The 21,472-nt window shown below is 67.2% G+C and carries 20 protein-coding genes and 1 pseudogene; 9 read left to right on the forward strand and 12 right to left on the reverse strand.

The window, feature by feature from the left end; genetic code table 11:
* Positions 1 to 6: 6 nt before the first annotated feature.
* The 5 genes from AC0VYM_RS06950 to AC0VYM_RS06970 are packed head-to-tail and all read right to left on the reverse strand — an operon-like array spanning position 7 to position 3,894.
* On the reverse strand, positions 7 to 687 hold the full coding sequence (locus tag AC0VYM_RS06950; RefSeq protein ID WP_475460286.1) for a transglutaminase-like domain-containing protein: 681 nt from the start codon (positions 685 to 687) through the stop codon (positions 7 to 9).
* A gap of 13 nt (positions 688 to 700) precedes the next feature.
* The gene (locus AC0VYM_RS06955) at positions 701 to 1,864 is read right to left on the reverse strand and encodes an acyl-CoA dehydrogenase family protein (protein ID WP_475462961.1); all 1,164 of its coding nucleotides are present in this window, start codon (positions 1,862 to 1,864) and stop codon (positions 701 to 703) included.
* A gap of 15 nt (positions 1,865 to 1,879) precedes the next feature.
* Positions 1,880 to 2,257, reverse strand: a complete 378-nt coding sequence (locus AC0VYM_RS06960; RefSeq protein ID WP_475460288.1) for an ectoine synthase — start codon at positions 2,255 to 2,257, stop codon at positions 1,880 to 1,882.
* A 48-nt stretch (positions 2,258 to 2,305) separates the two neighbouring features.
* On the reverse strand, positions 2,306 to 2,566 hold the full coding sequence (locus AC0VYM_RS06965) for a phosphopantetheine-binding protein (protein ID WP_475460290.1): 261 nt from the start codon (positions 2,564 to 2,566) through the stop codon (positions 2,306 to 2,308).
* 5 nt (positions 2,567 to 2,571) lie between these two features.
* Positions 2,572 to 3,894 carry an AMP-binding protein gene (locus AC0VYM_RS06970; protein ID WP_475460292.1) on the reverse strand — a complete coding sequence of 441 codons (1,323 nt, stop codon included), beginning with the start codon at positions 3,892 to 3,894 and terminating at the stop codon, positions 2,572 to 2,574.
* Positions 3,895 to 4,583: 689 nt separating this feature from the next.
* On the opposite strand from AC0VYM_RS06970, the gene AC0VYM_RS06975 reads away from it, so the two are divergent.
* Both AC0VYM_RS06975 and AC0VYM_RS06980 read left to right on the forward strand, forming a co-directional pair.
* Complete coding sequence (locus AC0VYM_RS06975) at positions 4,584 to 4,724, forward strand: hypothetical protein (protein ID WP_475460294.1); 141 nt, start codon at positions 4,584 to 4,586, stop codon at positions 4,722 to 4,724.
* A 31-nt stretch (positions 4,725 to 4,755) separates the two neighbouring features.
* On the forward strand, positions 4,756 to 5,577 hold the full coding sequence (locus AC0VYM_RS06980; protein ID WP_475460296.1) for an AfsR/SARP family transcriptional regulator: 822 nt from the start codon (positions 4,756 to 4,758) through the stop codon (positions 5,575 to 5,577).
* A gap of 19 nt (positions 5,578 to 5,596) precedes the next feature.
* Here the strand turns inward: AC0VYM_RS06980 and AC0VYM_RS06985 are convergent, their stop codons facing one another.
* Positions 5,597 to 6,574 (reverse strand): helix-turn-helix transcriptional regulator, encoded by a 978-nt coding sequence (locus AC0VYM_RS06985; RefSeq protein ID WP_475460298.1) that lies wholly within the window; start codon positions 6,572 to 6,574, stop codon positions 5,597 to 5,599.
* Positions 6,575 to 6,809: 235 nt separating this feature from the next.
* Between AC0VYM_RS06985 and AC0VYM_RS06990 the strand changes: the two genes are divergently transcribed.
* Positions 6,810 to 7,100 (forward strand): hypothetical protein, encoded by a 291-nt coding sequence (locus tag AC0VYM_RS06990; protein ID WP_475460300.1) that lies wholly within the window; start codon positions 6,810 to 6,812, stop codon positions 7,098 to 7,100.
* 703 nt (positions 7,101 to 7,803) lie between these two features.
* Positions 7,804 to 7,932 carry a hypothetical protein gene (locus AC0VYM_RS06995; protein ID WP_475460302.1) on the forward strand — a complete coding sequence of 43 codons (129 nt, stop codon included), beginning with the start codon at positions 7,804 to 7,806 and terminating at the stop codon, positions 7,930 to 7,932.
* Positions 7,933 to 8,168: 236 nt separating this feature from the next.
* On the opposite strand, the gene AC0VYM_RS07000 is transcribed toward AC0VYM_RS06995, so the two are convergent.
* From AC0VYM_RS07000 to AC0VYM_RS07010, 3 genes are read right to left on the reverse strand one after another with little or no spacing between them, the layout of a single operon-like run.
* A complete protein-coding gene (locus AC0VYM_RS07000) occupies positions 8,169 to 8,507 on the reverse strand; it encodes a helix-turn-helix domain-containing protein (protein ID WP_475462962.1) in 339 nt (112 codons plus the stop codon).
* A 51-nt stretch (positions 8,508 to 8,558) separates the two neighbouring features.
* Positions 8,559 to 9,203, reverse strand: a complete 645-nt coding sequence (locus AC0VYM_RS07005; RefSeq protein WP_475460304.1) for a response regulator transcription factor — start codon at positions 9,201 to 9,203, stop codon at positions 8,559 to 8,561.
* On the reverse strand, positions 9,191 to 10,405 hold the full coding sequence (locus AC0VYM_RS07010; RefSeq protein WP_475460306.1) for a sensor histidine kinase: 1,215 nt from the start codon (positions 10,403 to 10,405) through the stop codon (positions 9,191 to 9,193). The genes AC0VYM_RS07005 and AC0VYM_RS07010 overlap by 13 nt, the downstream gene beginning before the upstream one ends.
* 451 nt (positions 10,406 to 10,856) lie before the next feature.
* Here AC0VYM_RS07010 and AC0VYM_RS07015 point away from each other — a divergent pair, with 451 nt between their 5' ends.
* The 4 genes and pseudogenes from AC0VYM_RS07015 (at position 10,857) to AC0VYM_RS07030 (ending at position 15,975) form a co-directional block, all read left to right on the forward strand.
* Positions 10,857 to 11,564, forward strand: coding sequence for an ABC transporter ATP-binding protein (locus tag AC0VYM_RS07015; protein WP_475460308.1), 708 nt, complete (start codon positions 10,857 to 10,859; stop codon positions 11,562 to 11,564).
* Positions 11,561 to 14,086, forward strand: coding sequence for an FtsX-like permease family protein (locus AC0VYM_RS07020; RefSeq protein WP_475460310.1), 2,526 nt, complete (start codon positions 11,561 to 11,563; stop codon positions 14,084 to 14,086). Before AC0VYM_RS07015 ends, AC0VYM_RS07020 begins: the two co-directional genes overlap by 4 nt.
* 193 nt (positions 14,087 to 14,279) lie before the next feature.
* Positions 14,280 to 14,714: pseudogene (locus AC0VYM_RS07025) on the forward strand (class III lanthionine synthetase LanKC N-terminal domain-containing protein); the annotation flags it as partial.
* A gap of 58 nt (positions 14,715 to 14,772) precedes the next feature.
* On the forward strand, positions 14,773 to 15,975 hold the full coding sequence (locus AC0VYM_RS07030) for an ATP-binding cassette domain-containing protein (RefSeq protein ID WP_475460312.1): 1,203 nt from the start codon (positions 14,773 to 14,775) through the stop codon (positions 15,973 to 15,975).
* Positions 15,976 to 16,100: 125 nt separating this feature from the next.
* On the opposite strand, the gene AC0VYM_RS07035 is transcribed toward AC0VYM_RS07030, so the two are convergent.
* The gene (locus tag AC0VYM_RS07035) at positions 16,101 to 16,295 is read right to left on the reverse strand and encodes a hypothetical protein (protein WP_475460314.1); all 195 of its coding nucleotides are present in this window, start codon (positions 16,293 to 16,295) and stop codon (positions 16,101 to 16,103) included.
* Positions 16,296 to 16,941: 646 nt separating this feature from the next.
* Between AC0VYM_RS07035 and AC0VYM_RS07040 the strand changes: the two genes are divergently transcribed.
* Positions 16,942 to 17,712 carry an AAA family ATPase gene (locus AC0VYM_RS07040; RefSeq protein WP_475460316.1) on the forward strand — a complete coding sequence of 257 codons (771 nt, stop codon included), beginning with the start codon at positions 16,942 to 16,944 and terminating at the stop codon, positions 17,710 to 17,712.
* 917 nt (positions 17,713 to 18,629) lie between these two features.
* Here AC0VYM_RS07040 and AC0VYM_RS07045 read toward each other — a convergent pair.
* Together AC0VYM_RS07045 and AC0VYM_RS07050 are read right to left on the reverse strand one after the other, a co-directional pair.
* Positions 18,630 to 19,481 carry a hypothetical protein gene (locus tag AC0VYM_RS07045; protein WP_475460318.1) on the reverse strand — a complete coding sequence of 284 codons (852 nt, stop codon included), beginning with the start codon at positions 19,479 to 19,481 and terminating at the stop codon, positions 18,630 to 18,632.
* A 216-nt stretch (positions 19,482 to 19,697) separates the two neighbouring features.
* On the reverse strand, positions 19,698 to 21,443 hold the full coding sequence (locus AC0VYM_RS07050) for a stealth family protein (protein ID WP_475460320.1): 1,746 nt from the start codon (positions 21,441 to 21,443) through the stop codon (positions 19,698 to 19,700).
* Positions 21,444 to 21,472 lie beyond the last annotated feature (29 nt).

The following is a 21,472-nucleotide window of genomic DNA, read 5'->3' on the forward strand; positions in this document are numbered from 1 at the left end:
CTCCTCTCACTCTCCACGCTCACGGCGGGCGTCGTCGGTCAGGGACCCCTGGGCGGTCACCAGTTCCGGGCCGACCAGCTTCGGATGGTTCTCGGTGATACCGCCGACCACGGTCTCGTAGGGGAAGTCGTCGAACTCGCCGCGCCAGCGGACGAACTCCATGTGGCGGCGGCCCTGGTTGTCGAAGGGGTGGTAGTAGCTGTCCTCACGGCCGTCGAACTCCAGTGGCCGGATGCCGTAGAGACGGCACAGCAGGGTGTTGAAGACGGGGGTCGCGCGGATCCAGGTGCCGTCGATCCGCACCGAGACGAGGGCGTGGAAGGTGAAGAGGTCGTCGCCCATCAGCTCCAGGAGGCGGTCGGACGCCAGGTGGTTGCGCACGTCCCCGTAGACCAGCCGCGTGGGGATGCCCACCGAGCGGGCGGCGGCCGCGTAGACGATGGACTTGTGGACACAGAACCCCTGCCCGCGTCTGAGGATGCTGGACGCGCGGACCCCCTCGCGGGTGAGGTCGGCGTCGTAGACCTCGTAGCGGATGCCGTCGCGCACGGCGTCGTGCAGGCGAACGGCCATCTCGCGGGGTGAGGCGTCCCGGTCGGGCAGCGCGCGGTCGACGAACTCCCGCACTTCGGGGCTCTGGTGGTCGAGGAAGTGGGTCGGGTCCGTCAGGGTGTGGGTCTCGGTCACGGTGATCCTCCGGTCACAGGCCCAGGGCCTTGGCGATCTTCTGCCGTTGCACGGCGTTGGAGCCGGAGTAGATGGGGCCGCTGAGGGCGTCGCGGACCCCGATCTCCATTCCGGTGTCGGTGAGCACGCCCTCGCCGCCGAACAGTTCGACGGCGGCCTGGGCGGTGCGGATGTTGGCCTCGCTGGTGAGGATCTTCGCCACCGCGGTCTCCGCGGTGGCCCGGTGCCCGGCGGAGACCGCCGCTCCGGCGGAGTGGAGGGCCTGGCGGGCGCTCTGGGTCGCGATGTGCATCTCCACGACGGTGTTGCGCACGCCCTGGAACTCGGCGAGCGGCCGGCCGAACTGGCGTCGGCTGCCGACCCGTTCCACGACCCGGTCCAGGCGGTGGCGCATCTCGCCCACGTTGATGACGAAGGCGATCAGGATCTCCCAGGTCATCACGCGGTCGAGGATCAGGAACCCGGTCCCCACACCACCGATGACGTTGGCCCTGGGGACCCGGCATCCGGTCAGGCGCAACTCCCCGAAGGGGGAGGTCCGCAGGGTCGTCTTGTCCAGCGGGGGACCGAAGTCCGCCCCGGGGGTGCCCCTCGGGACGAGCACCGCGCTCAGACCGAGCGGGCCGGGGGTGTCGGAGGTGCGGACGTAGACGACAGCGAGGTCCGCAACCGGCCCGTTGGTGACGTAGGTCTTCAGCCCGTCCAGCTCGATGTGGTCACCGTCGAGGCGGCCCGTGGTGGACATGGCCAGCACGTCCGACCCGGTCTCCGGCTCGGTGATGGCGTGGCAGCCGATGGACGTCCCGGCGGCGACCGACGGCAGGTGGCGGCGGCGGAGTTCGGGGCCCGCGAAGCCGTTGAGCGCGAACCCGGTACTGGCGAGGTGGGTGGCCGCGCTGAAGTTCAGACCGGAGTCACGGACGGCGTAGCCCAGACCCTCGACCACGTGCATGAGGTCGGTGAGGGAGCCGGCGCTTCCTCCGACCTCCTCGGGCAGGCAGGAGCCGAACAGGCCCGTGCCCGCCAGCTCCCGCCAGGCTTCCCGGGAGAAGACCGCCTCGCGGTCCCGGTCGAGGTGGCCCCGGTTGATGGCCGGGGCCACCTGTTCGACGCGCTCGCGTACGCGGGCGAGCGCGGTGTCCTCGTCTCGCGGCGGTGCCGCGGTGGTGGTCACCATGCTGTTCACGTCCGGTCAGTAGGAGGAGAACTCGGGGGAGTCGAGGTCGTGGCGCTCGTCGCCGCAGAGCGGGGGGTTGAACACGCTGACCAGTTCCAGGTCCTCGTGGTCGCTGGCGATCAGCAGGTGCGGGTCGTGCTGGTCCAGGGCGTAGAGGACGCCCGGGGTGAGGTCGATGCGCGTTCCGCCGTCCTTGCTCTCGACGAACCCGCTGCCGCCGATGCAGTAGCAGGCCTCCAGGTGGTTGGCGTACTGGAGCCGGGAGACGGTTCCCGCCCGCACCACGGTGTGCGCGACGGTGAAGCCCAGGTTGTCGTCCTCCACCAGCAGGCGGTCGCTGGTGCCGTTGCCCCAGTCGATGGTGTCGGTCTTCTCACGGGAGCGCTTGAACATGGAATCTCTCTTTTCGGTCGTGCGGGTGGTCTGACGGAAGGGGGAGGGTCAGAGCCGTGGCCCGGTGTTGGTCCCGATGAAGTCCGCGATCGAGTCGATGGTGCGGAAGTCGGCGGGGGAGATCTCGACGTCGGTGACGGGGACGTCGAAGGAGGACTGGATCCACTCCACGAGCGCGAGGAGGGAGAGGCTGTCGACGACGCCGTTGGCGAGGAGGTCGTAGTCGCGGGGGATGTCCTCGCCCGCCAGGTCCGGGGCGTGGGCGGTCACGATGCGTTCCTGGATGCGGTCGCGGAGGTCGGTGGTCATGTCGGTCACCTTTCGAGGAGTCTGCGGATGGCACCGTTGCGGTCGGTCTTGCCCGTGCCGGTCACCGGGAAGGGCTCCGTGGTGAGGAACGTCCGGCTCGGTACCGCCGTCGGGGTGAGGGTGGAGGAGACGGCCGAGCGCAGGGCCAGGTTGGAGACGGCGGCCCCCGGCTCGACGAGCACGGCGGCCAGGAGCTCCTTGTCGCCGGAGCCCCGGCCGCGCGCCGTGACCACGGCGTCGGCCACACCGTTCTGGTGGCGCAGCACCGCCTCGACGGCGTCGAGGGACAGGCGCACGCCGCGCACCTTGACCTGGCGGTCGCTCCGTCCGGCCAGGCGCAGGGCGCCGTCGGCGCCGGTGGTGACCAGGTCGCCGGTGCGGAACTCGCGTCGCCCCCCGACGTCGCGCCAGGCGTCGTTCGGGGCGTTGACGTAGCCCAGCGCCTGGAAGGGGGTGGAGACGACCAGTTCGCCGGTCGCGTCGACGCGGTGGTGGACCCCGTCGATGGGGCGGCCCAGTTCTCCGGCCGTCGCACGGCGGAGGTCCAGGATGAAGCTGTCGTTGGTCTCGGTACTGCCGTAGACGCTCCACAGGTCGGCCTCGGGAAAGGCCGCGTGCAGGTCGGGCAGGGTCTCCAGGGGGTAGAAGTCGCCGGTGGAGACCACGGTGCGGATCCGTGGTGCGGGGAGGCCGGCGCGGGCGATGAGGGTGAGCACGACCGGTACGGCCTGCAGGAGGCTGACGCCGTGCGTGCGGGCCGCCTCGGCCAGGGCCGGACCGTTCGTGAGGTCGTCCTGTGGGGCGAAGACGACCCGTCCGCCGGCGGCCAGGACCGCCCACACGTCCAGGGTCGCGATGTCGAAGTTCATCGGGGAGAGGCTGAGGGAGACCGTGTCGGTCCCCAGGTCGAAGTGGTCGCGCGCCCAGCCGACGAAGCGGTCGACGCCCTCGGGGTCGTGGGCGACGATCTTGGGCCTGCCGGTCGAGCCGGAGGTCGTGGTCCACAGACCGCACGCGTCCCCGAAGTCCTCGGTGAGGTCGCGTAGGTCCTGGTTGATCCGGTCGGTGTACCCGGCACCCGCGTCGTGGGGGACGAGGAGCGCGGGCCGCCGGAGCCGCTGGACCGCCAGGGTGTCGATCACGGCCCGTCCGTCACGTCCGGCACGCACGACGTGGACGCCGGTGGAGGGATCCCCGGGTTCGGTCGCGTTCACCGCGGCGACCAGTTCCCCGAAGGTCATGCTGCCCTCGGTGAAACTCAGTGCCACGGATTCCGGTCGGTGGTGGGCGTGTTCCTGGATCATTTCCCAGACGGCGGGAGTAGCCACGGTTATCGGCTCCTCGGTCACGAGAACTACGGGTGGGTCCGCACATTCGTGCGGGATTTTCCGGGCTGGTGTGGGACACCGGTCCCTGTCTGATTCTGCTGGCGAATCCGGTGGTTGTTCGGCTGCCAGAGCAGAACTTAGGTAACGCCGACACCCCTTGGCAATACTGGTGGGAAAGATTCCTTTTGCCCGAATTCGGGTACCAAGTACCGCGAACCCCGGACAAGGGGACTCTCATTTCCCAGGACCGTTCTTCGACCCTGCCTGGACGAGCGCTTGAGTGTCCCTCGAACGCGGTTTCGGCGGGTCCTGGCGCCCGTCGCGACGGCGCGGGTGGCCGGGGTCGCGGCCCTGGGGCTGACGGTGCACGAGTCCGCGCGAGGTGGGTCGGAAACCCCGTGGGGACGGGGGTGTGGGCGGCCTCGGCGCTCCCGCTCGGATCCCGGTGCCGAGCGCGCCCGGGCCTTCTGGCAGGTGGGGGCCACCGTCGGCGGGCGCCCCGCCTGGCAGCTAGGTGCCATTGCAGGAGTATGCCAGTCGATCGTGCTGACAACCCCCTTCCGAGCGTCGATGATGGAAATCAGAACAGCGGGCCGGGAAAACGGATTCCTCGAATCACCCGGCCCTGCTGGACTCCGATAAGACACCCCGCGGTCACCCGCGGTTCACGGAAAAGGGAAGTGGCCTTCATGGGCAAGATCAAGCGATTCCTCTGCGCCGCCGGTTTCACCGCCATCGCCATTATCGGAGGCGGCGGATCGGCCCTCGCCCAGGACACGAACTTCCCGTCGGAGTGCACCGGTATCGAGTGCGGCGCCGGATGGCAGTGAATCCGAAACGGGGACGAAGAAGGGTGACCCAGTGAAATTCACGATTCTCGGCGCGCTGGAGATCCTGAGGGAGGACCGGACGTGCACACCCAGGGCGCCGAAGGTCCTCCAGGTCCTGGCGATGCTGCTGCTGCGGGCGAACCATCCCGTCCCCATGGGCGTCCTGATCAGGGAACTGTGGGGGGACCATCCGCCCAAGAGCGCGGTGACGACCGTGCAGACCTACGTCTGCCAGCTCCGCAAGGCCGTCGAGCGGGCGGACCCCGCGACGGAGGAACCCGAGCTCCTGGTCACGCGCTCCTCCGGGTACCTGCTGCGGGTCGCCCCCGAGCAGCTGGACGCGTTGGAGTTCCAACGGCTGCTCGGTGAGGGCCGCCGCCTCCTGGAGGAGGGCCACCCCGACGCGGCGTCGGGGCGCCTGGGTGAGGCACTGGACCTGTGGTCCGGCCCGTGCCTCGCCCACGTCCCCCGGGGCCCGCTGATCGGCTCCCACACGGTCCGGTTGGAGGAACAGCGGCTGCACGCGCAGGAACTGCGCATCCGGGCCGAGGTCCTGCTGGGTCGCGGCCGGGAGTCGATCTGCGAACTGCGGTCCCTGGTGATGGAGTACCCGCTGAACGAGTGGTTCCACGGCCAGCTCATCCGCGCGCTGAACGGGGCCGGGCGCCGCGACGAGGCCCTGGCGGCCTATCGGAGCCTGCGGCTGGCCCTCGCCGAGGAACTCGGCCTGGAGCCCTCGGGTGATCTCCAGGCCCTGCACCAGGAGGTGCTGGGTGAGGGTCCGGTTCCGCTCACCCGCCGCCCGCGGGCGCGCGTCCGGCGGGAGATCCCCCTCTCCCTGGCGGCCGAGTGAACCCCGGGCGGGCGGGCGGTCAGACCACGTCCTCCCTCTCGGCGGCCCCGTCCAGGGAGGACGTGTCGATCCAGCCCAGCGCGGTCGCGAGGACACCGGCCTGGAAGCGGCTCCGGGCCCCCAACCGACGGCTGAGGTCCGCCGTGATCCGGCGCGCGGTGCGCACCGACACCCCGAGCTTGCGGGCGATGGTCTCGTCGGTGTTGCCCTCGGCCAGCAGGTTCACCACAGCCTGCTCCTGCGTGCTCAGGCCGTGACGGCCGCGTGGAGCGCTGGCTCCGAGGGGGTTGGCGCCCTCCCACACGTACTCGTACAGGGCCATCAGGGCCGTGACCACACCGGAGCCGCGCAGGACCAGGGCGCTCGCGGAGGAGTCGTCGGGGTCCGTGGGAATCAGCGCGGTGGTGCGGTCGAAGAGGATCATCCTGGTCGGCAGGGTGGGAGCCGTGCGGATCTGGGCTCCGAGCTCGGTCAGCTGGGAGATGTACCGAACGGTCTTGGGGTCGTTCATCACGCTGTCGAGGTAGATGTCGCGCAGCTCGACGCCCCGGTCCAGCAGCATCCGGTCCAGAGGGAGGCTCGCCTCCAGGTTGTCCTGCGTCTGCGCGCCCCCGTCGGCGAACGTCCAGAACGAGTGGCGGCACTCGTGCACGAACTCCTCGATGCGCAGCCGGATCGCGTCGATTCCGTGGAGCTGTTCGATGTCCATGGTCGCGCGGATGCGGTGGCTCTCCTCGAACTCGGAGATCAGCTGCGTGATGGCCGAGCGGGCGGTGGCCAGCTGCTGCTGCCGCTCCAGGAGGTCGGCCTCCTGCTGGACCAGCAGCGACTGGAGGGCGAACTCGGGCCGGACCAGGACCAGCTCCTCGGACTTCTCCCAGGAGCGTCGGACCAGGGAGAGCCGGGCCAGTTCGTCCAGCGCCGACCGCACCCGTTCCACGGGCCAGTCCAGAAGGCGTCCGAGGTCCCGCACCCCGGCGTGGGGCTCGGCGAACATCGCCCGATAAACACTCACCGCGTCTTGACCGATTCCGATCGACCCGAACACGACTTTCCTCCAGTCGCTTCTTCCTTATCGATCTCCGGGGCCACACGGTGCGTCGGCCACGCCGGAACGGAGACCCTGCGAAAACATCCGTGCCAAGTGTGGAGTCTGCGGGACCCCACCGCAAGAGTGGTTCACGATCCGTTCAGGAATCACTTGCCCGTGCCTCGATGAACAGACGGAAAACATGAGAATCATACGCCTGCGGTTGTCCGTCCGCGACCCGTTTCCCCCCGAGCGGATCAAGGCGGCGCTCTACTCCAGTTCCGTTCCCGGTGACATGTTGGAACACCTCTATATCGAAATGGCCGCCGATCAGGCAGAACTCGTCTTCTTCCTCCACGAGGACGTCGGGGGCCACGCGACGGTGACCGTCCTGCGGCTGTGGGCCAGGGTCGTGGGCGACAACCCTCCACTGGAGGCGTGGACCGTACTGGAGGCCGACCCCGCCCGGGCGATCGACCCCGGGCGGCCCTGAACCGTTCTTCGCCGTTCCTGACGTGGGGCAATCCAGAATGATCTTGACTTTCCCGAGCGGGCCCGAAGCGAAAGGCCCACCACGGGAATCCCGACGCGGGGTCGCCCTCTTTCCGCGTGGTTTACCGGGTCGGGAGAAGTCGAAGCGGAGAAAGGCCGGAACGTATTCGCCCCGTCACTTTGGGAGATGTCCGAAGGTAATGGGGTGGAGGAAGTCCGCTTCTCCGCGCCGGTGTTCACGGTGCGCGTCGGAGGCGGTTCCCGGTTCTCTCCCGACAACGTCGCGGCTGGCACGCGCGGGAGCAGTACCGCCGACGCCGACCGCGCGCCGGTCGGACGACGGGTTCCGCGCAGACCGCGCACAGGCCCTCCCATCGGGACACACGGGGACGAACGGGGAAGGAGAGGAATCGCCGTCCGGCCTCGCGAGACCCGGAGCCCTCGCGCGACTGCCTCGGGCCCGTCCGGGGGCATCTGATCGTCTGTGGCGCCCTGTCTGCGCTGTCCGTGGCGGCGGGATCGTGCCCTACGTCGCCGTTGCGGAGATCGGGCGCGCCGTGCTGGAGGCCCCGGCGAGCGGGTCCTCCGCCGTCCGGACCTGGGTCGCGAGCGGGGCCGTCAGCGCCGCGACGTGGCTGTTCCTCCTCGTCCAGTCCTCATGTCTGGGCCACTAAGCGGACGCGAGGATCCTGCACGCCCTGTGGGTGGACGAGACCCGCACCCCCGAGGAACTACGGCGGACCGGCATGGCGTTCGCCCGCATCAGTGATCAGTACGAGCGCGCGCGGCACTGGTGCATCGAAGCAGGAGCACCCTCGTGCAACGACGCCTGATCGCCGCGTTCACCTCCGTGCCCTTTCTCATCGTGGTACTGGATCACCCCGAGCACCGCGCGGTGCACGCCAGTGGGAGGCGGTCGCCCCCGTCGTCCCCGTTGAGGATGGGGCGGCGGTCGGCGACCATGCGAACAAGGGTCGGACAACACCGTGCCGACAAGTCTGGGAGATTGATCGGTGGCCGACTGGATCGTTGGTTCCTGACTCGGGATGACTTCTCGTCGAGGCCTTGGTCAGGAGTCGGATCCGCGCTTTCCTTCGACCATCAGCTTCTCTTCCGCCTCGCGGGACCACTCGCTCGCGCGCTCGTCCATGGCGGTGGTGTGCAGGAGGAGTAGCGACCCACCGGCCACGCGTAGTTCCTTCTCGCAGGCTGAGACGATGTCCGCCGGTGGGAGGCGTCGTCCGAGTTCGTAGTCGACGAGATTGCTATGGGCCCTCAGACCGAGTAACCGGACGAGTTGGCGCTGTGACAGTCCCTGTGCCATTCTTCGGCGCCGGATCTCGATCCCCAGTCGAACCTGTGCGGGAATCTCCTGCGAGGGGGAAATGGAATTGTCCGAGCTGTTCACGGAAGGCAAGTTCGGCTCCTCTTGCGCTCTTTCGGGATGCGTGTGGACGGTTCAGTTCCCCAGGTAGGCGAGGACTGCCAGGACCCGGCGATTGTCCTCCGTCGCCACCTGGAGACGCAGTTTGGTGAAGATGTTGCTGATGTTCTTGGCAACGGCGGCTTCGGTGATCACCAGGAGTGCGGCGATCGCGGCGTTGGACCGGCCCTGTGCCATTAGTGCCAGGACTTCCGACTCTCTCGGACTCAGTCGGTCCAACGCCGACTGGTTGCGTTGGCGACCGAGGAGTCTGCGCACCACCTCCGGGTCGATGACCGTCCCGTGTGACGCCACTTGCTCAAGGGTGTCGATCAGTTGGTCGACGTCCCCGACCCGGTCCTTGAGCAGGTAGCCCACACCGGAGGTGGCGTTTTCGAGAAGGTCGGCCGCCGCGCCTCGTATGACGTACTGGGACAGGACGAGGATGCCCACATCCGGATGCGTGCGTGTGAGCCGGAGCGCTGCCCGAAGCCCGTCGTCGCTGTTGCCCGGAGGCATGCGCACGTCGGTGACGGCGACGTCCGGCCTGTGTTCGGTCACCGCCTCGAGCAGGCCCGGGGCGTCACCCACAGCGGCCACGACCTCGTGACCGACCATGGAGATCAGCTGCACCAGTCCCTCACGGAGCAGCGCCGAATCCTCGGCGATCACCACGCGCATGGGATCTCCACCTCGACCGTCGTGGGTCCGCCTGGAGGACTGCTCAGACGAACCAGGCCTCCATAGGCCGCCGCCCTGTCAGCGAGCCCCGTCAGCCCCGAGTCGGATTCCGGAGCGGCACCTCCGACGCCGTCATCGCTCACCCGCAAGAGGAGTCGCTGTATCGGGTCACCATCGGTCCTGAGGAACAGATGGATCTCGACGGCCCGGGAATGGCGCACAGCGTTGGCGATGGCCTCCGCGGCACAGAAATAGGCGGTGGACTCGATCACGGCTGGTGCTCGTTTCGCCCCGTTCGCATCGACGACCACGGGAATCGGGCACGTGTCGGCCAGCTCCTCAAGGGCGGCGACCAGCCCTCTCTCGCTGAGGGCGGCGGGATGGATGCCGTACACCAGGTCGCGAAGCTCAGTGAGGGTGGTCCTGGCGTCATCGTAGGCCTGCTCGATCAGGAGCCGGGATCGGTCTGGGTCGGTGTCGAACTGGGTGCGCGCCATGCCGAGCCGCATGATAACTGAGGTCAGGCGCTGTTGCGCGCCGTCGTGGAGGTCGCGCTCGATCCTGCGGCGTTCGGCGGTGAAGGCGTCCACGAGCCGGGACCGGGACCTAACGGCTTCGCCGAGGCGTTCGTCCAGCTCCTCCTCACGGTCGGTGGTGAGCATCAGCCTGGTGAACCGCGCACGGCCTGCGGCCAGGACCATGGCGAGGTAGGCCGAGACCACGAGTGCCGCGATTCCGATGGCGATGTCGGCGACCCAGGGGGCGGCGGGCAGGAAACGGCTCCCCGCCAACATGTTCGCCTCCTCAGGGCCTATGGCGTCGGTGACCCGTAGCAGAGGAGAGGCCAGCAGGGTGAGCGGCACCGCTACCAGGAGCGTGACGATCACGGCCTCCACTACCGCGAGTGGCAGGAACAGCAGCCCGTAGGCGAGCTCGCGCCAGGTGGCGGTCTCACGAAGCCGTGTCCGAACCCAGTCGCGGGAGCCGACGATGCCGGGGAACCGACTGTGGGGTGAGGGTGTGGGCACCGACTCCATCAGCACGATCCTGCGTCGCTCCACCGTCGCCAGAGGCAATCCCGAGAGCAGGAGCAGAGGCCAGCACAGCAGAGCCCACGAGACGGCCACAGGCAACGACGTGGCCAGGTAGGCCAGGGACCGCCACGGCCAGAGCGTGACGAGGACCAGGAAGGGTCTGGACACGGCGGCGTGCCAGAACGTGGTGTGGCCGCCCGACGGGACGGACCCAGTGTCATCAACGGTCTCCAACGAGCGTGATCCGAACAGACCCCTCTTCGAATGAGAGAGCCCGGCGTCGGCCGTTTCGGTTTTCGAGGACATCAGTGGTGTGAGCTCACGATCACAGAAGGGAGGCGATTACCGGATCAGATCCTACTGACTGTCAAGAAAGTCGACTTCGGGGGTAGAGGTTTCTCTACTTGACTTCTCCCACCAGGGCCAGTGACGTTCGTGAGCCGCTTTGTTTGACTCTTCCTGAGAACCGACCGGGTCCGGCCCGGCCCCTTCGACCTGCGAAAGCGAGCGGAGTATCAGCATGGGGAGACACAAGAACCGCCAAGCGGCAGGAACGGGGAGCGGCGACCACAACTGGCCAAGTGGCGGGGCACGAATGGGGTCGGCAGTACTGCGGGTCATGGGGCTGACCAAAACCTATGCCAGTGGCGTCCTTCCGGTCCGTGCTTTGCGAGGGGTGAACGTGGATTTTCTCCGTGGCGAATTCACCGCTGTCATGGGACCGTCCGGATCTGGGAAGAGCACCTTCCTGCACTGCGTGGCCGGGCTGGAGCGTCCTGACTCCGGCACGGTGCTGGTGGAGGGGCGGGACATCACTCGGCTTGCAGAAAGGGATCTGACGCTGATGCGTGCACGTGCCTTCGGCTTCGTGTTCCAGTCGTTCAACCTGCTTCCCATGCTGAACGCGGAGGAGAACATCACCATCGGTCAGCGCTTGTCTCGTCAGCCGACAGACAGGGCCTGGCAGGAGGAACTCGTGAACTCGCTCGGCCTGGCAGGCCGCCTCGGACACCGGCCAGCCGAACTCTCCGGGGGGCAACAGCAGAGGGTCGCCGTGGCGCGGGCCCTGGTGCACCGGCCGAGCGTGCTGTTCGCGGACGAACCCACGGGCAACCTCGATTCCCGGTCTGGTGGCCAGGTCCTGGGTGCACTGCGGCGCGCGGTCTCCGAACAGGGACAGACCATCGTCATGGTCACCCATGACCCCGTGGCCGCCGCCCGTGCCGACCGGGTGCTGTTCCTCCGCGACGGCGGCATCGAGGGTGAGCTGCACAGCCCAGCCCCGGACACCGTGTTGGACTGGATCAGGTACTTGGAGTCCGAATGATCAAGCTCGTTCTGCGCGGCGTCGCTGACCGGGCGCGCTCACTCACGTTGTCAGTCCTCACCGTGGCCCTGGGCGCGGGGCTGGCGGTGGCAGCCCTGGCTCTGCAGGCTTCGGCCGACCGGGTGGCAGCCGAAGGATCGGGAGCCCCGTGGGAACTCTCGCAACCGCCGATCGTCGTGGTCGGCGTGCCGGATGACGGCAGGCTCACCACGACGCCCTCCGGGGAGCCCACGAGACTGGATCCCGCCACCTTGGAGACACTGAGGGGCCTCGCCGACGTCGGTGAACTGGAGGTGGAGGCGCCCTTCCCCGCGTACGTGGTGACGGACGAGCGCGCACTGGGTGACCAGACGGATCGCTCCTGGGGGCACTCCTGGACCCTCGCGGAGGCCGAACCCCTCACACTCGATCAGGGGCGAGCGCCTGAGCGGGTGGGGGAGGTAGCGCTCGACGCCCAGACCGCTTCCGAGGCCGACCTCGAATCCGGAGAGCGCACCGAAGTACTCACCTCCGATGGAACCGCTACCGTGCTGGTCACGGGCATCGTGGACGGTGGGACGGATGGAGGACGGGGACGAGGCGTCTTCTTCAGCTCGAATGAGGCCGCCACACGGGGTGGAGACCCGATCCTGGCGGCGGTCTGGCCCCGAGAGGGAACGGACCCCACACGCCTCGCCGAGATGATTCGGGAGGATGTGCCCGGCGTCAGGGTACTGACCGGGGCCGATCGGGGCGAGGCGTTGATCCTGGATCGGGCCAACCGTGAACTGGCCTCGGGCATGGGGAACTTTCTCGGCACGATCTCCGGTCTCGCATTGGCCGTGGCCGCCGTCATGGTCGCGGGACTGCTGACCATGGCGGTACGCAATCGCTCACGAGAATTCGCCCTTCTGCGCCTGGTCGGAGCCACACCCGGACTGATTCGGCGCCTGGTCATCGGTGAGGCGGTGGTCCTGGGATGCGTCGCGGCGGTGCTCTCGTGGGTAGGGGGCACACTCCTGGCGCTGCTGTTGGCCTGGCTCTTCGAACTCATGGGGATACTCCCGCAGGGGTTCGAACTGGCTGTGGGGTGGCCAGCTCTCACCGCCGGGACGGTCCTGGCTCTGACGGTGCCTCTGTTGGCCTCCTGGAGTCCCGCGCGTTCGGCAGGCAGGACCGCACCGGTCGAGGCCATGCGCACCGTACAGACCGGACCCGCCCCCCATTCCAAGGCGCGAGTCGTTCTCGGAGCGGTGACCCTCAGCTGCGCCGTGGCCCTGCTTCTGGTGGTCTGGGGGGCCGCGGGGAGCCAGGGGGCGGTGGTGGCGGCACTCACTGCCGCGATGGTGCTCGTCCTTGCGACGGCACTGCTCATCCCCGTTCTGGTCCGGGGCGTCCTGGGCCTGGTCCGACCGCGGGCCCTGACCGGGGCAGTGCCCTTCCTGGCCCGGAACGACGCCTACTCCGACACGCGCCGGGTGGCAGGGGTGATGACACCCCTCCTGGTGACGACCGCGGTCGCGTGCGTCCTGCTCTTCCAAGGGCCGACCACCAGTGAGGCACGCATGCACGCCTATGGGGAGCGATTGCGCGCGGACCTGGTGGTGGCCGGTTCCGTAGGGGTCGGGCTTCCTGACACGGTGGCGGAGACGGCGGCCGCCGTCCCCGGGGTCGCCTCCGCCGGAGGGTTTCGGCAGACGGTCACAGCTGCCACCGGAGCAGGTCTGACGACGTATCTCGTAGACCCCGCGACCGTCTCGGACGTCTACCGGATCGACGCGGAAGAGGGCACGTGGGAGGCGTTCGACGTCGGCGGGGTCGCACTCCACACCGATACCGCAAGGGCCGAGGGATGGCAGGTGGGTGACACCATCACGCTCTTCGGCCCCGACGGTGAACCGGTTCAGGCCCGGGTCTCGGTCCTCTACGAGGCGGGGCTCGACTTTCCCGAGGTCTTGCTGCCTCGTCAGAGCCTGGCTCCCAGGATGCTGGACGCGATGGACAGCGCCGTCTACGTCACGCTTGATTCGACAACGGATCCCACGGAGGCCGCGCGACTACTCGAGGCGGCGATCGACGCTGGTCCCGAACTCGTGGTCACCGACCAGGCCGAACACCGGGAGATCCTGGCCGGGCAGGGAGAGGGAGACGACTGGATCACCCACCTGATGGTGGCCCTGGTGGTGGGCCTTGCTGGCATCAGCTCGATCAACACACTCGTGGTCTCCGTGGCGGGGCGTGCGAGGAGCTTTGCCCTACTGCGCCTGGTGGGGGCCTCAAGGAGACAGGTCGTGGGGATGGTCGCGAGCGAAGCGACAGCGGTGTCGTTGGCCGGGGTGGCGCTCGGAACCGTCGCGGCCTTGATCGGACTCGCGGCCACAGGATACGCCTTCACGGGTGACACCGTGGTCTTGGCCGTGCCCGCAGGTCAGTATGTCCTCATCGCCACCGTCGTCCTGATGGTGGGCCTGTTGTCGAGCCTGGTCCCAGCAGTCGCCGCCCTGCGGGCCCGGCCCCTCCACGTCGTGGCCGCCTCCGGTTGAGGTCGCGCTGCGCAGCGCGACCGGAGGGATCCGCGCCCGGTCGGGGGTTGGTCGGAGGTTGGTCGGAGGTTGGTCGGTCCTTCCGGATAGTTCGTGTCGGTATGCTCCAATGTCTCTCGGAAAGACGTTCGCGTTTCCTTGTCGAAGTGAATATATGCGGCGTGTGGCCTTGCGTTGTCCGGGGGTGGAGTTCATGGATGGGCGGTACTTGCTTTTCAGTCCCGAGGGGTCGGTTTTCTACGACACTAAGAGCGATGACCAGGGTGACGAGTTTGTCTTGGATGAATCGCTGGTCCCGGCTGGATGGCGTCGCCACTTTCGTCATCCATGGGTTTCTTTGTCCTCCCCTCGGGCGATTCCCGACCAAGGATGGAAGATTCATGTCAGTTCTACTCGGAAGAATGCGCAAGAGGTTCTCGTCAGGGTAGCTTCCCACTGCTTCAAAAACGACTTATCATTCAAGTTTCTGAGTGGTTATCAGGCGCTTCTTGGTCAGAATGCAAAGTATGCTGACCGTGGTTCCAGTGGTAAATTCTGTACGATCTACACCAGGAATAAGGAAGAGCTTCGATCCACCCTGAGTGAGCTCGGTGACAATCTGGTTGGTTTTCCTGGCCCCTACGTTCTGAGCGACCTTCGCTGGCAAACCGGTCCCCTTCACGTCGGCAGGGGAGATCCTCGCTCTCGTGCTGATCCCGGTCGTCATGGCCCTGGGACGGCTGATGCGGCGACAGGAGAAGGTGTACCTGGCAGAGGAGGAACTCTCGGTCGAGGTCGATCGTGGGGTCACGGCCTTCCGAGACATCGTGGCCCAGGGACGCAGCGCGCATACGACGGACGAAATCTCCGCTCGGGCCTTGCGGCAGGCAGGGGACGAGGTGTCGGTCGCCCGAGCGGGCATGATGAGGTGCCTGGTGATCGCGGTCGGTGGATATGTTCCCCTGGTCCTCATCCTGTGCTTCGCGGCTCCACTGATCGACCGGGGACTGACCCCTGGTGAGCTGCTCGGGGCGTTGACCTATGTCTCCACGGGCCTGGTTCCCGCACTCCGCTCCTTCGTCGGGGTTATGGGTGACGCTCTGCCACGCCTGGTCACCGCACTCCGGCGAATCGGGGACACGGGGCTTGTCCCACTGGCGGTGCCTGAGCGGCGGCCAAGGTCGGCGCCTCCCGAACCGATGCGTGGCGACTCTGTTCTGTTCGAGTCCGTGACCTTCTCCTACGGTGAGGGCCGACCGGTCTTTCACGGGTTGGACCTAACCTTCTCCGCGGGGGAGTGCGTAGCTGTGGTGGGATTGAGCGGTGCGGGCAAGTCCACCCTCGTCGACCTTATGTGCGGTGTGCGGGAGCCGAGTGGAGGACGAGTGTTCGTCGCCGGAGAGGCCCCGAGGGACAGCGGGTGTATCGCCGTGCTCCCGCAGGAAGGCTACGTTTTCGACGCGACACTGAGGGAGAACCTGGGTTACCTCTCCTTTGGGCCAGTGGACGACCACCGGGCGGTCCGGTCGATCCGAGCACTGGGGGCGATCGACCTGGTCGAAAGAATAGGTGGATTGGACGCCCGGGTCGACCCCCGCACCCTGTCACCGGGAGAGCAGCAACTGGTCTCACTGGTTCGACTGGCGTTGTCGGATGCGGGGGTGGTGGTGCTGGATGAGGCGACGAGTCATCTCGGCCCTGAGATGGACGTGCGGGTGGAGAGGTTTCTTCGCGGTCAAGGCCGCACGCTGGTTGTCGTGGCCCACCGCCTGGACGTGGTGTACCGAGCCGATCAAGTGGTGTTGGTCGATTCAGCGGAAGTCAGGTCAGGTACGCACGAGGAACTGTTGGGCTCCTCAACGGTCTACCGTGACCTGATAGGGATCACCCCCGCCGTTCGAGACCTCTGAACCAAGAGCGGGGCACCGAAGCAGGTCCACCGCGCCTACAGCCGTGCTTCGGAATTTGTCGTCGCCGCGGCGGGGGCTGGCCCCCTGCGGTTCGCAAAGGGGGTGGGCCCTTCGAACACGCGGTGCTATGTGGACCTCTGGTGCGCCTTCCACTCCCGGTGGAGTTCACGCCGACGCTCGTACTCCCTCTTCGCGCGGACCCGCGGATCGGTTTCGGGGCTCAGGGCCGCCGGTCCCATGACCTGCAGGAGCGCGTAGTTGATACGGAACCCCGTTCTGTACAGCACCGAGAACGAGTCCTTCCCCTGCGGCTTGTCCATGGCCGTTCGCCTCACTGTTCACCGGAATCGCGGAGATTAGGCAGTCGAGCGGTGACGGAATCCGCTGACTTCCCTGATCAGCACCCTACCCGCCGTGTTTTCACGCTCTCCCTCGGCCCACCTCAGTGCTGGAGTAGGCGTTGAGGCTCTCTCGGGCCGCCTGATCGCCGGCGGGAGAGGTAGCAACCACCCTTTGACATGCGGGGTCGGCAAAGGTCGACCCTCGACCGACACGGCGGTGCCGTGGGTGGGCTATTGGGGGCTTTTAGCGACGATCACCCACCTCTCACCGTGCACCCGAGAGACTGGTCGTGAGTGGATCAGGGGCATGCGATGATCATGTCTCGTGGCTCAGAGAGATCTGACAAATGCTCAGTGGGCGGTGCTGGAGTCGTTGCTTCCGAAGGGCGTCAAGCCCGGCCGGTCACCGTTGTACACCAAGCGGTAGCCGGTCACCGGGGCCCGGAGATGACGCCATGGAACTGCTCACCCGGGACGTCTCGGTTGGCTCCACCATCGCCCGCTTCAACACACGGCCGGTTCCCCCACCCAGGTCGTGGCCCAGCAGCACCATGCCGTTGGTGACACGGCCACTGTAGAGCCGCGCCCCACCGGCGCGAAGGTCGGCTTTGAGGAGCTACCGAAGATGTTCCAGGGGCGGGTGCGGCATGTACCCACGGAGAATGACGCGACGGTGCGTGGGGCGGTCTACCCTCGGCGCTCCCTTGTCCTGGTCGCCGGGGTGCCCGGGGCCGGGAAGAGCACCCTGCTGCGGCGGCTGTTCGGTCTGCGCGGGGACGAGGAGCGGACCGTGCTCACCGCGGACGGTGTGCGGGTGATCGACTCGCTACAGTCGCGGTACCAGCTGGGAGCTCTGCTGGGCCGGGTTCGCTACCCACTGTGGCGCTGGGTGGTGCACGTACTCCACCTGGTCCAGGTTGCTGCGGCCCTGCGTGGCGGCCCGGTGGTGGTGCACGAGTGCGGAACCCGGCGGCCGGTCCGTGTGCTGCTCGCCCTACTCTGCCGACTCCGCCGGTACGAGATGCACGTGTTGATGATCGACGCCACCCCGCAGGAGGCCCGGAACGGGCAGAGCGCCCGGGGACGGCGGGTGACCGAGCGCAGTCACCGGATACATTCTCGGCGCTGGCGGCGACTTCGGGAGGCCACCCGGAACGGGCCGACGGCGTTCGCGCCGGGCGCGCGCAGTCTGCTCGCGCTCGACCGACGCCGGGCGCGGGAACTGGCCTGGATCCGATTCGGCCCTGATGCGAACACCGGTGGTCCCCCGCAGACCGCGGTGGAGTTGCCCTCTCCTCGGATCGAACCCGTGATGTCCGATTCCTATGCCCTGGCGCCCCGTCTCACTTCGTGCCGTTGCGTCCCGCAACATCCGAATCAGGATGACCTTCTGTGAACGTGTATGTCGCTTGCTGAAGTACCGGCCTGAACTGCGGAGCACACAGGAACGGGAAGAGTCCGGTGGCCGCTCGCGGCGGGAATCTCTTGATCTGGGATTCGCCAACTGCATTGCGATATGGCGGGAAAGTTAGTGGGCCTTGCCCGTGAAGCTGATGGTACGAGAGCCAATATTGTCGGCGTGGTCCTCCAGAGTGAGGGTGTAGACCCACCATCGCCCAGACTCTGGCGAGGGACATGAGTCAGTGACGCTCGTTGACAGGTTCACTGGGAGCGAGAGCCTTTCGCTGCCCTGCTCAGCCAGGGTGGAGTGGCCGGACTCGAGTGGCGGCATGGCGTAGCGACAAGTCGAGGAGAGACTCAGTTCCAGCGGATCTCCTGAACTATTGATAATCCCGATCTCCCATGTCACTCGTTCTTCTCGATTGATGTTCTTGTGGGAAATGGAAAGAAGTCGAACTCTGACTCCGCTGCCGTAATCGAAAGGTCGGTTAGCTGGTACGAGTAGGTGTTTGGACACCAGAATGGGGGCGATAAGGAGGATCACGAGTGTGAGCGCGGTCCATGGTGCGGAACTTCGCAGGATTCCCTCCAACGATTGGTGGGGTCAAGGGTATCGGGAGGGGTGTATGCCCTGAACGAGCGACTGCCGACGTCCTTGCCCGAGCCACACCGCCGACATTCGCGAACACCTGGACGGAGCGCGCCAATGCCGTCGAGCATCCGAGTTCTTCACCTTCTGCCGAGGAGGACGGTCCTCCAACGAGCACTTCGAAACTGACCCATGTGAACGCGATTGTCAGGGAGACGAGCAGAGCTTGACGGGTTGACCTTGACCTGGTCAGAGAGCGCTCGATCGTCAGTCGGATTCGTCGACCACAAGCTCAAAGGTCAGCGTATGCACGAAGTCATCAGTTATTGCATGACGGTGCGGTGGGGATGTTTCGGGGAGACGGGACAGTAGTGGAGGCCGAGGGAGTAGCCGCGGCTGATGACGAGGTTGTCCAGTCCACCCGGTTCCATACTGTCGATCTGGAGCAGGTGTTCCATGGAGATGCCGCACTCGCACTCGATAGGGGAGGGGTCGGTCAGGCCCCACGGTTGGTGGCCGCCGAACTTCATTCCCCCTTGGTGGGCGAGATCGTCAGAGTAGCTGGCTTCGGGGGCGACGTGCCCGGACACGGGAGTGGAGGTCTCCCACTCCTGCATGCGGTCGGCGAGTTCTTCGGGCAGGAAAGCGTCGGAGGGGTAGTCGGTGATCTCCTCGATGGCCAGGACACAGGGTGGGAGAGCGTACTGCTCAACGCGGGTGTGGGGGAAGGGCTGCTGGGGGAGCGGTGCGAGCCCGGTGAGGTCGTGCCGCCAGCGCAGGGTGAGCCAGGGAGTGAGGTCGTGGCCGTCCGCATCCGGTGGGTTGGGGTGGTCGTTGGGGCACCACAGGACCTGGAGGAGTTCGGCTCCCCCGGGGAGGGTGTGTCCGGCGGGCAGGTCGCGTGCGAACAATTGGAGGACGGCTTGCAGGTAGAGCGGTTCGTCGAAGTAGACGTCGCCGCTCTCAGGAGGCGCTTCGAAGACGTAATGACCGTGGGAGCAGGCGGGCCAGGGTTCGTCCACAGGCCAGAGGAGGGGGCCGGCAACGGAGCTGTCTTGAGGTCCCGGGTTTCCCAGGTGGGGGTGGAGCAGGAGTGCGGGTGTGCCGCAGTCGTGTAGTTCGGGGAACGCGGTGAGGAGCTGGTCGCGTTTGGTCGCGGTGGTGGGGGTGGGCATGGGAGAGGCCTTGATCGCGGTGGTGTTGTGTCAGGGGCAGGGTAGCTCTGCTGGGTGACAGCCGGGCTTCCTTTGGGCGGCCGTGGGTGTGTGTGCCTGACACGGCTGGGCCACCCCTGGCGGGCTCCCGGGGCGTTGTGACGGTTGCGGGGGTGTTGCTGGGCGTGCGCGGGAGCGCTGCCAGGATGATCCGATGGGCCGCCAGGCACAGTCCCGTCAGGTGGTCTTCTCGTAGCGGGAGGGGAACGGGAAACGGGACTCCAGGAACCCGTGGACCATGTGGGCCACCGCCTCCTGGGCCTCGTCCGGGGTGTCGACGTCGTTGAGGCAGAAGAAGTCCACCTCTTCCGCGGACTGGAGCGCTTCCAGCCGTTCGGCCGCGTCCGGGGCCCCGATGTTCACGTACCTCATCCTGTACTCACCAGGAACCGCTCGACCGGTCAACACCGCGTAGTGGTGGTGCAGCGTGGCGGTGAAGGCCACGTCCGACAGGGCGCGGAACCGGGATCGAGCTGTGCGTTCCAGCTCCTCGAGGTAGCGTTCCTCCATCTCCAGGGCCACCTGCCGGACCTGGGGGTGTGGTGCGTGCTTGAACTTGTTCGTGATGGCCCGGCCGAAGTCCCGCTCCAACAGTGCACGCACGTTCTTGCCCGCCGAGTTCGGTGCGGGCTCGCCCGTGACCGGAGAGCCGGTCCCGAACTGGAACGGAGAGAACGGCACCTGAGCGATCCCGTTCGCGTGGAAGAACTGACCAGCTTCCACCGGACGAGCGAGAAACACGTCATCGTTGAAGTAGAGCCAGTGCTCCGCCAGGCCGGGCACATGGTGCAGCCGTGACTCGATCGCGTGGGAATTGAAGGTCGGCAACGCCTCGGTGGGCAGGATGTCCCGGTGGTCCACCACACTGATCCCGGACACTGCGGTGTCCAGCCAGACGGGCACCTGTCCGTCAGTGACGACGTACACGTGGCGCACGAACGGTGCGTAGGCCTCCAGCGAGCGCAGTGAGTACCGCAACTCGTCACGGCTGGTGAAGCGCGAGGCGTTGGAGGCGTGCTCGTGCGCGGAGGTCGCCTCCGGCTGGTGGAGTGCCCGCTTGGCGGCGTGTTCGGGATCCTCGCCGTCCACCCACGTGTAGACCACGTCGATCGGGAAGTCGACGTCGTCGGTGAGCTTCCAGGTGAACGGTTCGAACGTGGGGTACTCGCGTCCGCGCACGGAGAGCGTGGCGGGTTTGCGCTGGGAGCTGGGAAGTACGTCTGCGACCTTGTTCCGGGTGGGGGCGACCAGGGAATCGGCCAGTACCTCGGCTGGTGCCTGCACACGCAACCGCCCCAGGAGTTCCTCGACGTTGTCCCGCTCCAACAGCTTCGCTCCGTCGCGCCAGAACTGGACGTCGCAGCCGTACTCGAACCCTGCCAGCACCTGACCACCGGGGGAGAGCAGGGGCTCGGCGAACCGGATGATCAGCCCGGACTTGATCTCCTCGGCCAGGGCTCCGTCCACGTAGGCCGAGAACGCGCTGACGACACCACCACTGCCCGGTTTGATCGCGAACAAGGTGCTGTCGCCGTACAGCTCACGCACCGCGTCCAGGACCCGTTTGCGTTCGGCGCGGTGCACCCCGACCACGTGGCGCAAAGGGGAGCGTCCACGTACGAGGAAGTAGTCGACCTTCGCGTGTTCGAGAGCGGCCGTCACCAGTTCCAGGTTGCGGGCCGAGGCGCCTGCGGCCGTGAACCGCTCCACGGTTCGGCCCAGGAACTCTCCATCGTCCAAGGAGAAGGCCCGCACCGTTGAATCGTTCGTAAGAAGCGCTTCGCGGCGCTTGGCGATCTTGGCCAGACGACGTTCCTCGGCCACACGAGCGGTGGCGTCCTGACGCTCGGTCTCGAGGCGTTCCCGGGTTGCCTGTGGCAGGAAACGTTCTCCGGTGCTCTTGATACGAGATGCCAGCGGCATGGACCTCGACCCTCCTGTGTGTACTGCGC

The organism is Nocardiopsis sp. iso_237 (assembly GCF_056173345.1).

Coding starts and splice junctions, on each gene's coding strand:
- AC0VYM_RS06955 (WP_475462961.1), bottom strand. CDS start 1,864: ATGGTGACCACCACCGCGGCACCGCCGCGAGACGAGGACACCGCGCTC.
- AC0VYM_RS06960 (WP_475460288.1), bottom strand. CDS start 2,257: ATGTTCAAGCGCTCCCGTGAGAAGACCGACACCATCGACTGGGGCAAC.
- AC0VYM_RS06965 (WP_475460290.1), bottom strand. CDS start 2,566: ATGACCACCGACCTCCGCGACCGCATCCAGGAACGCATCGTGACCGCC.
- AC0VYM_RS06975 (WP_475460294.1), top strand. CDS start 4,584: ATGGGCAAGATCAAGCGATTCCTCTGCGCCGCCGGTTTCACCGCCATC.
- AC0VYM_RS06985 (WP_475460298.1), bottom strand. CDS start 6,574: ATGTTCGCCGAGCCCCACGCCGGGGTGCGGGACCTCGGACGCCTTCTG.
- AC0VYM_RS06990 (WP_475460300.1), top strand. CDS start 6,810: ATGAGAATCATACGCCTGCGGTTGTCCGTCCGCGACCCGTTTCCCCCC.
- AC0VYM_RS07005 (WP_475460304.1), bottom strand. CDS start 9,203: ATGCGCGTGGTGATCGCCGAGGATTCGGCGCTGCTCCGTGAGGGACTG.
- AC0VYM_RS07015 (WP_475460308.1), top strand. CDS start 10,857: ATGGGGCTGACCAAAACCTATGCCAGTGGCGTCCTTCCGGTCCGTGCT.
- AC0VYM_RS07020 (WP_475460310.1), top strand. CDS start 11,561: ATGATCAAGCTCGTTCTGCGCGGCGTCGCTGACCGGGCGCGCTCACTC.
- AC0VYM_RS07035 (WP_475460314.1), bottom strand. CDS start 16,295: ATGGACAAGCCGCAGGGGAAGGACTCGTTCTCGGTGCTGTACAGAACG.
- AC0VYM_RS07040 (WP_475460316.1), top strand. CDS start 16,942: ATGTTCCAGGGGCGGGTGCGGCATGTACCCACGGAGAATGACGCGACG.
- AC0VYM_RS07045 (WP_475460318.1), bottom strand. CDS start 19,481: ATGCCCACCCCCACCACCGCGACCAAACGCGACCAGCTCCTCACCGCG.
- AC0VYM_RS07050 (WP_475460320.1), bottom strand. CDS start 21,443: ATGCCGCTGGCATCTCGTATCAAGAGCACCGGAGAACGTTTCCTGCCA.